Below are 14,753 nucleotides of genomic sequence, written 5' to 3'. Positions count from 1 at the left end.
CCATACCATGGCGATGAAGCCTTCTACAGCCATCATGTTATAGAAGGTCATTCTTCCGTCCTTCTCACTCTTAATGGTTCTTGCTACAAGAGCAGTCTGGGAAGAGTGGAATCCGGAAAGAATTCCGCAGGCTACGGTTACGAAGAAAATCGGGAAAAAGTTCTGTGTCCAGAAATAATCTCCATAGTTAAAGGAAGGAGTATTCCAGTTTCCGAAAATCTCTACTAATGGGTAATGGGAAATTACCATTACAGCAAATACACCTACTGCGGAGAATACCAGGATTGCACCGAAGATAGGATAGATTCTTCCGATAATCTTATCGATGGGGAATACAGTAGCAATTAAATAGTATGCGAAAATAATACCGTAGATAATCCAGGTGGAAGCCTCTGTAGGCGCACCGCTGAATCCGAATACCTGGGTTGCGGTAATGTCTCCGGGGGTGTAAATGAAAACGGTTCCTACCAAGAGTAAAAGCACGCATACAAACACATCATAAATCCAGAACACTGCCTTGTTGGTATAGCGTCTTACCATTTCCGGCATCTGGGCTCCGCCGTCACGAGTACAAATCATTCCCGCAAAGTAGTCATGTACCGCTCCGCCAATAACATTTCCGATAGGAATGGTAAGCAGTGCAATCGGTCCGAACAAAATACCCTGAATCGGTCCAAGAATAGGTCCTGTTCCGGCAATGTTCAGTAAGTTAATTAAAGCATTTTTCCAAGTAGGCATCGGAACATAATCCACACCATCCTGCTTGGCGTAAGCCGGTGTCTCTCTGTCGTCCGGCTGGAATACATGATCGCAAAGGCGACCCATAGCCATTCCGCCGACGATGAGAATCACAAGGCCGATCATAAAGGTAACCATAAGTAATCCTCCCCTTCTTTCCTCAATTTTGTGCAAAACTAAAAATACACCTTGTTCACAGAAATTTCAATATTTTATCCATTTATTTCAAAATCAATAAGTACTTTATTATAGTTTATTTGCCTAAATTTCCTTTCTATTGACGATAATCTGTTAAATAAATAGCAATTTTGTATTTTGTACACATACATTATCCTCTAAAATCAAAGGATAGTTTTTACATTTTTTTGTGCTATTCAAATAAAAGATTAGGAATTTTAAGATTTCTGTACTAAACTGCGGTAAAATAGCCGTCAGAAAGAATAATAAAAGTAGATAGGGGATAGAAAATGAAGGATATTTTGACATTTTTAGAAGAAGAAGGTATTTCGGAAAAGCTTTTAGAGGAGCTGCGCTCCTTCCGTTCCTTTTACAAGCTGGAAGAAGAGGACGAAAAGCGTTTGCCGAAAATGGAGTATTTGTACTACGGAAAGGAAATCTGGGAAGCCGCCATTGCCGCCCTGCTTTCCGGAGCAAACCTGCTTTTGGACGGTCCTAAGGCCACGGGCAAAAACGTTTTAGCCCAGGGACTGGCTCTGGCATTTTCCCGTCCGGAATGGGATATTTCCCTTTATGTCAATTCAGATGCCTCCTCCCTGGTGGGTAGCGATACCTTTTCCCAAGGAGAAGTTAAGCTTCGTAAGGGACCGATTCTGGAGTGTGCCCTTCGTGGGGGCTTCGGCATCTTAGACGAAATCAATATGGCGAAAAATGAATCCTTGGCGGTACTTCATGCCACCCTGGACTTCCGTCACAGCATCGACCTGCCGGGCTACGGCCAGTTCCCCCTGCATGAAGCTACCCGCTTTATCGGCACCATGAATTATGGTTATGCAGGAACCAGAGAGGTAAATGAGGCCTTAGCTTCCCGTTTTCTGGTGCTCCACATGCCGGTGATCAGCGCGGAGAATCTGGATAAGCTTTTAATGCACCAGTTTCCGAACTTATCGGAGGAATACAGAAAGCAGTTTGCCCTCCTCTTTTCTGAAATTCAGGAAAAGGTTTCCGGGGGTGAAATTTCCAGCAGGAGCTTAGACCTTAGAGGTTTGATTTCTTCCATTAAAGCAATGCAGAAGGGCTTATCCGTATCCAAGGCTTTGGAAATGGGACTTGTGAACAAGTCCTTTGACCTTTACGAAAGACAGTTGGTACAGGATTTACTGGATGCCAGAATTCCTAAAGAGCTTTCCGGAGAGCGTATTTTCCTATGATGCTGACAGAATTTGAAAAAAAACGGGCCGCCAATATGATTTGGAACGGCGCCCATAACTATAAGGTCTCTCCCGGCTACCGTATGTATGATTACGAGGGCAAGGCAGACCTTTATTGGAATACCATCATTGGCGCCAGCTATACCCATTTTGACTGGAAGAAGTTAACGGCATTCTACAGCACCTTTCACGAAACTCTGGGGCAGGAAACCTACGAAACGCTCTTTTGGCTGGCTTTGGAAAATGCCACCTTCGAAAAGGAAAGTCCTCTAAGAGAAAGTCTGGCTCTCCTTCGTAGAGAATATTGCAAACGGAAGCTTCAGGAATTTATTCCCAGTATTGCGGAAAGCCGAGAAGGCTGGATCTTAGAAGGACATTATAAGACAGCCTTGGGAGAGGACTGCGGTCTGCCGGATCTGGTGGATCGAAAGCTTCTAAAAGAAGTGGAAATTTCCGGGGGGCTGAATACCGAGGAATGGATTCAAAGTCTCTCCAAGACTTTACAAAAATATTTCACCTATCTTCCCGGTCTTCCGGCTGCCATGCAGAAGAAAAAGCGGGAATTCAAGATTCCGCACCTTTTCTTTTGGTTAAAAGACGAGAACGGTACTTCTTCCGGAGCACCGAAAAAGCTGGTTTTGGGGCTTTTAGAGCGAAGTAAAGGAGGGGCGGACAGCCGGGATGTGGAAACCGCCTCCGAAAAGTACCAAAAAATCACCGAGGAAGGTCTGCGAAAATACATTCAGAGCTATTTCGGACAGCCTCTCTTCGATAAGAAAAAATCCGAAGCCATGGAAAAAGCCTGCTGCATTGGAAACCATCAGGGAGCAAGACTGTATTTTACCAACGGTAAGGAAGAGGACAATCTAAAAGGCTTCGCCGCGAAGATGCGGAAGGAAATGGAAGCCCAGCGAAAGAAAAACGAACAGGCCTATGAAAAAGAGGCAAGCTATAACCAGACACAGATTTTTCGCCTTAGTCAAATGCTGAAAAATGCCTTGTTAAGCAGCTTGGAGCCCGGACTCGTCCTTTCCAATCAGGGAAAACTGATTCCCTCTCTTTTGTGGAAGCCCCTATATTTAAAGGGCCACAATAAAATTTTCCAAAAGGAAATCGCGGACAGTCAAGGCTCTCTTACGGTGGATCTACTGCTGGATGCCTCTTCCTCCCAGATTCATCGGATGGAAACCGTGTCTCAGCAGGGCTATATTCTGGCAAAGGCTTTGGACAACTGTCGGATTCCGGTTCGGGTTTTCGGCTACTCCTCCATGAGCGGCTATACGGTTTTGAATCGTTATCGGGACTATACGGAACGAAATAAGAATAAAGAAATTTTCCGTTACTTCACCACCGGAGCAAACCGGGACGGCCTGGCGCTTTCCGCTGTTTTGGAGCAGTTAAAGGAGAACACCGCCTCCCATCGCCTGGTGATCTGGCTTACGGATCTAAGCCCCAACGACCTTTTGGAGGTAAAGAACAAGGCCAGAAACTATTCCGGAGATTTGGCCATCTCCGACATTCAGGAAATGGTGCATAAAGCCCATATGGAAGATATTTATGTACTACTGGCCTATACCGGAAAGGACAAGGACGTTCCCAATGCCCAGAAGATTTTCGGTAGAAACTTTGTAAAGGTCCAGTCCTTAGAGCATTTTTCCGAGCTTATGGGGAAAATGATTCAGGCGGAAATCCAAAGAATGTAAATAGAATAAAGATTTTTCCGGTGGATAAAAAATAAAAAGAGAGTAATCAAAGACCGGAATCAAGTAATCAAGCTATACCTTGACAGTACTCTGCATTGTCCTATAATGGATGTAGTATTGAAAACTACTTAGAAAGGGAAAACCCTATGAAATATCAGATTATTTGTGACAGCTGTGGAGATTTTACACCGGAAATGAAGGCGGATCCTCATTTTCGTATGGTTCCTCTAAGCCTGGAAATCGGGGAATACAGAATTATGGATGATGAGCATTTCGATCAGAAAGATTTCATCAAAAAAATGGCCTCATCCTCCATCGGAGCGAAAACCGCCTGCCCCTCTCCGGAGGCCTTTCAGAAAGCCATCGAAGAGTCCGATGCGGATGAAGTCTATATTGTAACCCTCTCCGACCAGCTTTCGGGTACCTATCAGGCGGCCAAAATCGGCATTGACCTCTATACGGAAGCCCATGAAGATTCTCCCAAGAAGATTCATTTGTTTAACTCCAAGTCCGCTTCCGCCGGAGAATGCAAGCTTTGCCTGGACATTCAGGAGTGTAAGGAAGCAGGTCTAGGTTTTGTGGAAGTGGTAGATATTATCGAGAAAAAATGTAACGACATCGTAACGGTTTTTGTACTGGAGTCCCTGGAAACCTTACGGAAAAACGGTAGACTTTCCGCCGTAAAATCCTTCTTGGCTTCCGCCTTAAACATTAAGCCCGTTATGGGTGCGGTAAACGGTACCATTGTAAAATTGGACCAGCAAAGAGGTATACAGAAGGCCTTAAAGAGAATGGTGCAGTTAGCCGTTGAACGTGCCGGGGGTGCGGAAGCGGTAAAAGAAAAGCGACTGGTAATCACCCATGTCAATGCTCCGGAGCGGGCAGAGCAGGTAAAAGAAGACTTCCTGAAGGAAGGAAGCTTTAAAGAAATTGTGGTGACCGATGCCGCCGGTGTAGCCACCATTTATGCTAACGATCAGGGAATTGTTGCCGCACTTTAAAGAGATTTTAAAGTAGAAGATTAGGAATCCACAATTATTTTTTAACATTTATAGTATAGGTTACAAACAATAGGTCTCATGGAGCATGAGTAAATCACTCCATGAGACCTATATTCATTTATATTTATGGTATTCATCTATATAGTTTCATAATGAGACCACATCGATAGTATTTTAACTATATTATTTTCATTATCAACATTATAGACAATTCTATGTTTTATATTTACACGCTTTGAAAATGTAGGAACCGGGTATCCCAGTAATTTTTCAGTAGGAGGCTGATAAGGATTTTGCTCCAACTCGTCTAAAATTTTTCCAAAAATATCCTTTAAATTTGACTGGAATGCTTTTTTATAGTCCTTTGATGCCTGTTTAGTAAACCTTAGCTCATACATTGTTTTCTAAGCTCCTCACGGGACAAACACTCATCGATTGGCTCATTGATTCCTTCTAATATTTTTTCTTTTAAATCAGGGATGCTCTCGATATAAAGAGATTCCTTTAAGCTATTCAGGTAGCTCTCAGAAACCACAAAGAAATTCTCTCCCTCATCCCTTGTTACTGCTATCTCACGATTTGTATCTAAGGACTTAATATAGTCATCAAAATTATTTTTGAATTTTTTCTCACTTGTAATAATCATATTTTTCTCCTCTAGCTATACTTAATTATTTTTCGTCTCCTTAAGGCTATCACTATTCTTATCCCTTGAAAAGTCGCAAAAATATATTTTCATGCTATAAGTCTCAAATATTTTTATTTGAGTAAGTAGCCCATTCATTATTTCACCTCCGCCACCTTCTCCTGATAATAGGAAAAGAAGTAATCCGCGGTGCTTCCCTCATGACTATGAAGGTCGATTTCCTTCCAGAAGGGTTCCCGGAAGCGGACAATATGCTCTTTTTGATAGGCCTCGTAACTTTCCTGAAAATGCAGGGAGCGAATAGCTGTCTCCAGCCTCTCCTTTCGTTCCTTGGTAGCCTCCTCATCATAAGAGCTTAGACATTTTAAAATGTAGTACTTTCCATCCTGAGAAAATACCGAGGAAATCTCATTGTCCTCTAAGGAAAAGGCCACCTTCGCGTATTCATCCTCCCTTTCTCCAAAGGCCAAGTTCTTCTGCAATTCCGGATCCTCGGAATACTGTCTGGCATAATAGGAGAAATTGGCTCCGGCAAGCTTTACCTTTTCTTCCAGCTCCTTCGCCAGATTTTCATCCTGTACCACAATCTGTTCCACAGAAATCACCTTGGCTTCCGCCGCACTTAATTCCGTATCCACATTGGCCAAAAGGGACTTTGCCGTCTTTTCCGCCACAAAGTAGGCCACATACATATCCACCACGTCCTTCAGACTGCAGTTTCCAAAGAAGGCCTTGTCCTCTTCGCTGAGACTTTGGTAAAAGGCATTGGCCGCAGTTCTAATGCTTTCCATCTCCGTGCCGTTGGCAATAATTCCCTTTTCCTCTGCCATTAGATTCAAAGTACGGATATCCTGCAGAAACTCTTTGGTTTTTGCCAAGAAATATTCTCCGTAAGTTTTTTCCACCTGTCCGGCTACAGGGAGATCCCAAACTTCCTTCCCCATCACATTTTGAATCCGATTTCGCTCAGAGCCCACCACAATCATGGCCTGTGCCTCAGTATAACCGGGGATATTCTCCGTTTTTCCGCTGATGGCAATTCCTTTACAGGAACTTAGAAGAAAAAGCAGGGAAAGGATAAGGCAGAAAAACCGCCTTATCCTTTTCTTCTTATCCAAAATAGCCATAGACATACCCCATTCCTACTGCAATGGCAAGACCTAAAATGGCTCCCATTAAAACCTGCAGGGGACTATGCCCCACATATTCCTTTAGCTTTTTTTCAAATTCCTTACCGGTCCAGGCAAAGGGATTATCCAGTAAGAGACGATTCAAAATCACTGCCTGCTTTCCGGTTTCTCTTCTGACGCCGGTGGCATCATACATTACCACAACAGCAAAAACCAGAGCCACCGCAAAAATAGCGCTATCCACTCCGTATGAAATCCCGGCCGCCGTGGCTAAAGCCACCACTGTAGAGGAATGGCTGGAGGGCATTCCTCCCGAACCGGTCATTCTCTCCCAATTTATTCCCTTATTAAAATAAGCATCAATCGCTGTCTTACAAACCTGGGCAACAAACCAGGATAGCAGAGCTGAGATCAATAAATAATTGTCTAAAAGTTGCTCTTGAAACGTCATGCTTTTTCTATGTTTCCTTTCTTCGGCTTTTCTTTTATCATTACAGCCTACTACGTTTTAATACCTTCTATATACTTTAGCTGCAGCAGTTTCAGCTTTATTTTTAGTACTTTACCTTTCGCTGAAAGTATTTATCTCTCCACCAGCCAGTCATAAAGCTCCTGATACTGAAGAGCGGAACTCTTCCAAGAATAATCCTGTTCCATGCCCCTGGCAATCATTTCCTCCCAAGCCTCCCGATGGTCATAATACACCTGCTCCGCATAACGGATGCTTGCCATCATTTCATGGGCATTGTAATTGGCAAAGGAAAAGCCTGTTCCCCTTCCTTCATATTCATTGTAGGGCTCTACCGTATCCTTAAGTCCTCCGGTTTCTCTAACGATAGGAACCGTGCCGTAGCGAAGGGCAATCAACTGGGAAAGACCGCAGGGCTCAAACAGAGAGGGCATCAGTAAGGCATCACAGCCTGCATAGATTTTATGACTCTTCTCTTCAGAATAGTAAATCTGGGCAGAAACCTTCTTGGGATACTTCCATGCGTAATGACGGAAGAAATTCTCATAGCCATCCTCGCCTGTACCCAAAACCACAAACTGAATCTTATCTTGGCAGATTTCATCAAAAACTCTTACTAAAAGATCCAGACCCTTTTGGTCCGTTAGTCGGCTAACCATTCCGATCAGCATACAACCCGGATCCACCTCCAAGCCCAGCTCCTCCTGCAAGGCCCGTTTCACCTCCGGCTTTCCCATCCTGAAGGAAGCAGAGTCGTAGTGGGCAGGCAAGAAAGGATCTCGCTTCGGATTCCATTCCTCGTAGTCAATTCCGTTTACGATTCCCCGAAGGTCATGGTCTCTGGCCTGTAAAAGGCCTTCCAGGCCCTCCCCGAAGAAGGGATATTGAATCTCCCTGGCATAGGTTTTGCTGACGGTGGTAATGGCATCCGCATAAACCAAGCCTCCCTTTAAAAGATTTCCATTTTTGTCACATTCCAGCTTGTCCGGTGTGAAATAATAATCCGACAGCTCGGTAAAGCGTTTAATGGTCTTAATATCCCACACCCCTTGGAAGCGAAGATTGTGAATGGTAAATACGGAACGAATGGAACGGAAAAACTCACCTCCCGCAAAACGATCCTTTAACAAAACCGGTGCCAAACCGGTCTGCCAGTCATGACAATGCAGCACATCCGGATGAAAATCCAAAAGAGGAAGGGCAGACAAAGCCGCATAGCAGAAGAAACAGAACTTTTCCAAATCCCAGTACCAGTTTCCATAGGGTTTGTTTCCGGAAAAATAGTATTCATTGTCAATGAAGTAATATAAGATTCCATCCACTTCCTTCTCTAAAATTCCCACATAACGAGACTGTCCCAGATAATCCATATAGAAGTGGGTCTTATATTGCAATTCCCATCTTTTATCTTCCGGAATACACATGTATTTGGGAATCATCACCCTACAATCAAAGTAATTGGAATCCAGAGCTTTGGGCAAAGAACCGCACACATCCGCCAAACCTCCTGTTTTGATAAAGGGAACCGCCTCTGATGCAAGAAATAAAATGTTTTTCATCCTATCCTCCTTCCTAAATATCACATGCTTTTCCGATACTTTTCAACTACATTCTTATCGATAGCCGATACATGTATTTGCTTATTTTGCTATTCCAAAATCGCCACACTGCTTCCTCATTCTATGCATTCGAAGCCTTAGCCTTCTTCGCCTTGGACTTTGCCTTCAGCTCTCTTGCATTTTCCAAGGAAGCCTCCGAAATCTCATCTCCCCCAAGAAGCCTTGCCAGCTCTTCTATGGATTCCTTCTCCGTTAAGGGATGAATCCCTGTGTGGGTGACTCCATTCTCCACCGTCTTTTCAATGAGAAAATGATGGTCTGCCTTTGCCGCAATCTGGGGCAGGTGGGTTATCAAAATCACCTGGTGATTCTTAGCAATCTTCTGAAGCTTTTCTCCCACCTTCTCCGCGGTTCTTCCGGAAATTCCGCTGTCAATCTCATCAAAAATTAATGTAGAAACACCCTCTGTATCCGCCAACACCGTCTTAATGGACAGCATAATGCGAGAAAGCTCTCCTCCGGATCCTACCTCCCGAAGAGGGCGAAGAGGCTCTCCCGGGTTCAGGCTCACATAAGCCTCTACCTCATCCAAGCCCTTCTCTGTCGGCTCCTTCTTTTCCTGAAAATGAAATTCGAACTTGGTGTCCAGGAAGCCCATTTCCTGCATTTCCCCTTGGATTTGCTTGGCTAATACCTTGGCATCCTCCTGCCGTTCCTTGGAAAGCAGCACTGCCTTCTCTCGTAGGAGCTTTTCCTGTTCCACTATGGCCTTCTTTGCCTTCTCTTCGTCCTTCTCATAGTCTAAAAGAAAAGTTCTTCTTTCCTCTTTCTTGGCCAATGCAGCCAGAGCCTTAGCTTCCGTGCCTCCATGCTTCATCATGACTCTGCGAATCTGTTCCAGCCGTTCTCCCAGAGTAAAAAGCTTTTCCTCATCCACCTCCGCATGATCCAGATAATGGTCTAAGGAGCGAAGGCAATCCTCTCCCACCGCCTCCAAATCATACAGGCTGTCGGAAAGCCCCTTCAGGCTTTCATCAAAGTCCTTGGCCTCTTCCACCGCCTGAATGGGACGGTGAAAATCCATTTCCTCCAGACTTTCCTTTGCGGAAAGCAGCAGACTCTTCAGCCTGTCCATATTTTCATAAAGGCTGTATTCCTTAGTAAGTTCCGCCTCTTCCCCCTCGGAAAGATGGGCGTCCGCAAGCTCCTGAATCTCAAAATCCAGAAAATCCAGCTCCCTTGTTCTTTCCTCTTCCTTTAGGGAAAATTTCTGCAAGGCTCTCTTTTTTTCCTGTAGCAAATGGTAAGCATCCGCCACTTCCTCTAAAAGCTTTCCCCCTTGCTTTTTCCGAAAGCCGTCGATGATTTCCAAATGGGAACCTTCCCGAAGCAGGCTTTGATGCTCATGCTGTCCGTGCAAATCCAAAAGACCGCCGGTAATTTCCCGAAGCTTAGACAGGGTAAGCCCTAAATCATTGACACGAATATCGGACTTCTTTTCGGAAATCTTCCTGCGAATCAAGAGTCTTTCCTCTTCCAGCTCTAAATCCTCTTCCAAGGCCTGAATCCGGCGCACTTCCTCCCCCGTTAAGGAGAAATCCAGCTCCACAATGGCCTGCTCCTTTCCATGACGAATCAGATCTTTATTGGCCTTTTGCCCCAGAGCCAGCTGAATGGAGCCAAGCAAAATAGACTTTCCCGCTCCGGTTTCTCCGGTTAAGACATTTAAGCCGCCGGAAAACTCTACAACGGATTTCTCTATCAAAGCCAAATCTTTTACCAGCAGTCGATCCAGCATGCCTTCCTCCTTATTTGCTAGCCTCTCATCAGGCTTTCGATGCTATCCTTTAAAGCCTGACTATCCTTCTCTCCGGAAGTTACACAGAAGATGGTATCATCTCCTGCAAGACTTCCCACGATTTCCGAAAAATGATGCTGGTCAATGGCCATAGCCACTCCATTTGCCATACCGGAAAGGGTTTTGATGACCAAAATATTACCTGCCACCGCCATGGATACCGTGCCGTCCCGCATAACCCGGACAAATTTCTCCAAATCTCTCTCCGGAGACTCCTTTAAAAGGCTCTGGTAAACCATCTTGCCGTGTTTTTGCATTTTCGTAAGCTGCAATGACTTGATGTCCCGGGACACCGTGGCCTGTGTTACGGAATACCCCTCCAGCTGTAGCTGTCTGGCCAGCTCCTCCTGGGTTTCAATATCCTGTTCTTCAATTAAAGAAAGAATTCTATCCTGTCTTGTCTTTTTCATCAAAAACCTCTCTTATAAGTTTGCCATCTTCTCTCGCAAAGTATGAAGAAAACTTTCCTTGGAAAATTTAATTAAAACCGTTTCTTCCTTGGCCTTCCTGATTCGCACCACATCTCCGGCCAAAAGTTCGATAGGAGCCTCTCCGTCAAAGGACAGCACCTGATCTCCCCCTTCCATCACAATCTCCAGGGTTCTCCGATTATCCAAAACCACCGCTCTGGCATTTAAAGAATGGGCGCAGATGGGATTCATGATATATACCGGCGCTTCCGGAGAAATGATGGGTCCTCCCGCAGAAAGATTATAGGCGGTGGAACCTGTAGGCGTGGAAATGATGATACCGTCTGCGGAATAGCGAACCATTTCCATCCCGTCGCAAAAAACCTGAAAATGATGTATGGACACCCCTCGCACTCTGGAAAGTAAAAGCTCATTCAAGGCGGATCTTGAAAATATCTCCTTTCCCTGTCGGAAAATGCTGCCGGAAAGCATAGCTCTCCGATCCTCCACATAATCCCCTGCCACAAGCCGTTCTATGGCTTCCGCAATCCTTCTTCTCTGGCGAATCTCCGTAAGGTAGCCAAGATGTCCCGCATTGATTCCTAAAATCGGAACCGGCATTCCCTGTAAAACCCCTGTGGTATGGAGAATCGTGCCGTCTCCTCCCAAGGTAATCAGGCAGTCCATACCCACAAAATCTTCTCTGGAAAAATCCTTATTCAAAAAAATCTTGAGAAGAATGCCTTTCTTCGCTAATTCTTCTTCTATGATTTTCTGGAAGCTCTCTGCCTCTGGCTTTGTTTGATTCACAATGAGTGCCAAATTCATGTATTTCTTTCCTCTCTAGTATAGCATATCTTCCTCTAGCTTGCTTAAACTATAAGTTCTGCAATGAATTTTATTTAAGCTTTTATTCCTGCACTAAATTTTATCTTAACTTGAATTTCTACAATGAATTTTTATTTTAGCTATAAACCTTGCTGTAAACTTTACGAAAACGATATGTCTTAATTAGGACAGTGGTCAAAACTATAAATCCTGGTGGGAAGCTTCCGTAATTCGCATAAGCTCATCTTCCCAAGCTTCCGATAATGCCTCCTCAGCATTTCCTCTATCCTCCAAAAAGCAAAGGTACTCGATATTTCCCTCCGGCCCCTTAATGGGAGAAAAGTCTAAGCCCTGCACCAAGAAACCGATGGAAGAAGCAAAGGACAGAACCTTTCGGATCACTTCCTGATGCACGGCAATGTCCCGTACTACGCCTTTCTTTCCCACCTGTTCTCTTCCCGCCTCAAACTGAGGCTTAATCAGGCAAACTACCTGAGAAGGAAGCTTCCCCAGCTTCTTTACTACAGGAAGCACCAAGGTTAAACTAATAAAAGAAACATCTATGGAAAAGAAGGAGGGTTTTTCTCCCAGCGCTAAAATGTCCTCTTCCTCCACATAGCGAATATTACACTTCTCCATGGAGTGCACTCTTTCATCATTTCGCAACTTCCAATCCAGCTGTCCATGGCCTACATCTACGGCATAAACCTCCACCGCTCCGTTTTGAAGCATACAATCCGTAAAGCCTCCGGTGGAAGCACCGATATCCATACAAACTCTATTCTCCAAAGAAATCGGGAAAGACTTTAGTGCCTTCTCTAATTTCAAGCCCCCTCTGGACACATAGGGAAGAGCCTTTCCCTTCACAAGAATCTCCGCGTCCTCCGGAAAGCTGCTGCCGGCCTTATCTTCCTTTTCCCCATTGACAAAAACCAGCCCTGCCATAATGGCTCGCTTAGCCTTTTCCCGGCTTTCCATAAGCCCTCTTTCCACCAAAAGAACATCCAGCCGTTCCTTCTTTCCAGCCATGCTTTCTCCTTTACACTTTAAAAATCCCCTTCTCCTGCATTTTCCTGATAATGCTGTCGGAGTCAATACCTAAGATTTCCCTAAGAGCGGAAACGCTTCCGTGCTCCACATAGGCATCCGGAAGAGCCACAGTTTCCACCCTGATTTCCGGATGATGGGCATTCATATATTCCAAGACAGCCTCGCCGAAGCCGCCGTTTCGCACATTTTCCTCTAAAGTAATGATGCTGTGATGCCCCTCTTCCACCAGCCTGTCTAAAATCTCCGTATCAATAGGCTTGGCAAATCGGGCGTTCACAAGGCTTAAGGTATAGCCCTTCTTCTCCATCTTTTCCGCAATATGGGCTCCGGTGGACACCATGGAGCCAAGAGCCAAAAGGGCAATGCTCTCTCCCTTTTTCAAAATCTCCGCCTTCCCCAAAAGGATTTCCTCCTGCTGCTCAGAAAAGCCCTGATAAGCCTCCCCTCTTGGATAGCGAAGACAGATTGGGCCGGAAAAGGCTAAGGCAAAACGAAGCATTTCCTGTAACTCCCGAGCATTTTTCGGTACCATCACCGTCATGTTGGGCATGAGGCGAAGGTAAGACAGATCAAAAATCCCTTGATGAGTTTCTCCGTCCGCCCCAACCAGTCCCGCCCGGTCAACGGCGAAAACCACAGGCAGCTTTTGCAGGCAAACATCATGTACCAACTGGTCAAAGCCCCTTTGCAGAAAACTGGAATACACCGCCATCACCGGCTTTAAGCCCATGCTGGCCATCCCTGCCGCAGAGGTTACCCCGTGGGCTTCTGCAATCCCCACATCAAAAAAGCGTCTGGGGAAGGCCTTTTCAAAAGCATCCAATCCGGTGCCGTCCGGCATAGCCGCGGTAATGGCTACAATATTCCGATTCTTCCGGCCCTCCTCCACCATGGTCTGAGAAAAGACCTTGGTATAGCTAAGTCCTGTACTTTCCGCCTTGTCCTTTCCGGTGGACAAATGGAAGGGGCTCACCCCATGGTAATGGCTGGGGGACTGCTCCGCCGGTACATAGCCCTTTCCCTTTTTGGTGACCACATGAATCAAAACCACATGATCCACCCTTTTCGCTTCCTGTAACACCGTTTCCAATGCCTTAATATCATGTCCATCCACAGGACCCAGATAGGTGATGCCCATGTTTTCAAAAAACATGCCCCGTACAAAAAGCTGTTTAATAGAATTTTTGGTATTTTTCAAACGATCCACAAGACTTGGTCCAAGGATAGGCACCCTGGAAAGTCCTGCCGCAAAATTCTCTTTGAAATGGGTGTAATTCTCGTGGGAACGAATGCCGTTTAGATAGGTGGAAATCCCCCCCACATTCTTGGCGATAGACATTTCGTTATCGTTTAAAATGATAATGAAGTTCTTCTTCATTTTCGAAGCATTGTTTAAAGCTTCATAGGCCATGCCTCCGGTGAGGGCTCCGTCACCAATCACCGCCACCACCGTTTCCTTTCCCCCCAAAATATCCCTGGCCTGAGCTATTCCCAGAGCTGCGGAAATGGAGGTGGAGCTGTGTCCGGTATTAAAGCAATCATAGGGACTTTCCTCCCGCTTGGGAAAACCGCTGATTCCCCCCAGCTGTCGAAGCCCGTCAAAGTCATCCTTTCTTCCGGAAAGAATCTTATGGGTATAGCACTGGTGTCCCACATCCCACACCAGCTTATCCTGGGGCAAATTCAGGCTATGAAAAAGAGCAATGGTAAGCTCCACCACCCCCAGGTTGGAGGCCAAGTGGCCACCATGCATGGAGGTTTTTTCCAAAATAAAACGTCTCAGCTCCTTGGCCAAGGCCTTTTGTTCGGAAAGGGACAGCCGTTTTACATCCTCCGCCCCATGAATTGACTCTAATATCATGAAAAATCTCCTACTTCTTTCATACTAAAGAGAACTTATTGCCTCTTCCCATAGACTTTCTCCATCGTGCCCTAAGAAAATCCATTATTTTCGAAGGCGCTTATGAAAGCAA

General features: G+C 45.3%; 14 protein-coding genes. 3 read left to right on the top strand and 11 right to left on the bottom strand.

Annotated features, from left to right (window positions below; all coding sequences use genetic code 11):
• Window positions 1-876 (bottom strand): carbon starvation CstA family protein (locus RYL27_RS04440; protein ID WP_314965521.1); only part of this gene is annotated, 876 nt, incomplete at its 3' end.
• A gap of 329 nt (window positions 877-1,205) precedes the next feature.
• Here RYL27_RS04440 and RYL27_RS04435 point away from each other — a divergent pair.
• The 3 genes from RYL27_RS04435 to RYL27_RS04425 all read left to right on the top strand — a co-directional run bounded on the left by RYL27_RS04435 (window position 1,206) and on the right by RYL27_RS04425 (window position 4,830).
• Complete coding sequence (locus tag RYL27_RS04435; RefSeq protein ID WP_183682637.1) at window positions 1,206-2,126, top strand: AAA family ATPase; 921 nt, start codon at window positions 1,206-1,208, stop codon at window positions 2,124-2,126.
• Complete coding sequence (locus RYL27_RS04430; protein WP_314965519.1) at window positions 2,123-3,829, top strand: hypothetical protein; 1,707 nt, start codon at window positions 2,123-2,125, stop codon at window positions 3,827-3,829. Before RYL27_RS04435 ends, RYL27_RS04430 begins: the two co-directional genes overlap by 4 nt.
• 146 nt (window positions 3,830-3,975) lie before the next feature.
• The gene (locus RYL27_RS04425) at window positions 3,976-4,830 is read left to right on the top strand and encodes a DegV family protein (protein ID WP_314965517.1); all 855 of its coding nucleotides are present in this window, start codon (window positions 3,976-3,978) and stop codon (window positions 4,828-4,830) included.
• Window positions 4,831-4,967: 137 nt separating this feature from the next.
• Here the strand turns inward: RYL27_RS04425 and RYL27_RS04420 are convergent, their stop codons facing one another.
• The 10 genes from RYL27_RS04420 to dxs all read right to left on the bottom strand — a co-directional run bounded on the left by RYL27_RS04420 (window position 4,968) and on the right by dxs (window position 14,641).
• Window positions 4,968-5,228, bottom strand: a complete 261-nt coding sequence (locus RYL27_RS04420; protein WP_314965515.1) for a Txe/YoeB family addiction module toxin — start codon at window positions 5,226-5,228, stop codon at window positions 4,968-4,970.
• Entirely contained in the window at window positions 5,216-5,476 is a 261-nt protein-coding gene (locus tag RYL27_RS04415; RefSeq protein ID WP_314965513.1) for a type II toxin-antitoxin system Phd/YefM family antitoxin, read from the bottom strand. The genes RYL27_RS04420 and RYL27_RS04415 overlap by 13 nt, the downstream gene beginning before the upstream one ends.
• A 137-nt stretch (window positions 5,477-5,613) precedes the next feature.
• The gene (locus tag RYL27_RS04410) at window positions 5,614-6,609 is read right to left on the bottom strand and encodes a peptidylprolyl isomerase (protein ID WP_314965511.1); all 996 of its coding nucleotides are present in this window, start codon (window positions 6,607-6,609) and stop codon (window positions 5,614-5,616) included.
• Window positions 6,587-7,057, bottom strand: coding sequence for a divergent PAP2 family protein (locus RYL27_RS04405; RefSeq protein ID WP_007157000.1), 471 nt, complete (start codon window positions 7,055-7,057; stop codon window positions 6,587-6,589). Before RYL27_RS04405 ends, RYL27_RS04410 begins: the two co-directional genes overlap by 23 nt.
• 131 nt (window positions 7,058-7,188) lie before the next feature.
• Window positions 7,189-8,634: a glycogen synthase GlgA gene (gene glgA, locus RYL27_RS04400; RefSeq protein WP_314965509.1), complete on the bottom strand. Its 1,446-nt coding sequence runs from the start codon at window positions 8,632-8,634 to the stop codon at window positions 7,189-7,191.
• A gap of 121 nt (window positions 8,635-8,755) precedes the next feature.
• Window positions 8,756-10,432: a DNA repair protein RecN gene (recN, locus tag RYL27_RS04395; RefSeq protein ID WP_314965507.1), complete on the bottom strand. Its 1,677-nt coding sequence runs from the start codon at window positions 10,430-10,432 to the stop codon at window positions 8,756-8,758.
• Between the two features lie 17 nt (window positions 10,433-10,449).
• Window positions 10,450-10,902, bottom strand: coding sequence for an arginine repressor (locus RYL27_RS04390; protein WP_314633388.1), 453 nt, complete (start codon window positions 10,900-10,902; stop codon window positions 10,450-10,452).
• 12 nt (window positions 10,903-10,914) lie between these two features.
• Window positions 10,915-11,730 (bottom strand): NAD(+)/NADH kinase, encoded by an 816-nt coding sequence (locus RYL27_RS04385; protein ID WP_314965504.1) that lies wholly within the window; start codon window positions 11,728-11,730, stop codon window positions 10,915-10,917.
• A gap of 201 nt (window positions 11,731-11,931) precedes the next feature.
• The gene (locus RYL27_RS04380; protein WP_314345433.1) at window positions 11,932-12,759 is read right to left on the bottom strand and encodes a TlyA family RNA methyltransferase; all 828 of its coding nucleotides are present in this window, start codon (window positions 12,757-12,759) and stop codon (window positions 11,932-11,934) included.
• 10 nt (window positions 12,760-12,769) lie between these two features.
• Window positions 12,770-14,641 (bottom strand): 1-deoxy-D-xylulose-5-phosphate synthase, encoded by a 1,872-nt coding sequence (gene dxs / locus RYL27_RS04375; protein ID WP_314965501.1) that lies wholly within the window; start codon window positions 14,639-14,641, stop codon window positions 12,770-12,772.
• Window positions 14,642-14,753: the final 112 nt, after the last annotated feature.

The organism is Oribacterium sinus (assembly GCF_963537195.1).
Lineage (GTDB): Bacteria > Bacillota > Clostridia > Lachnospirales > Lachnospiraceae > Oribacterium > Oribacterium sinus_A.
The sequence above is the reverse complement of the archived record's forward strand: the minus strand, read 5'-3'. Positions and strand labels throughout refer to the sequence as shown.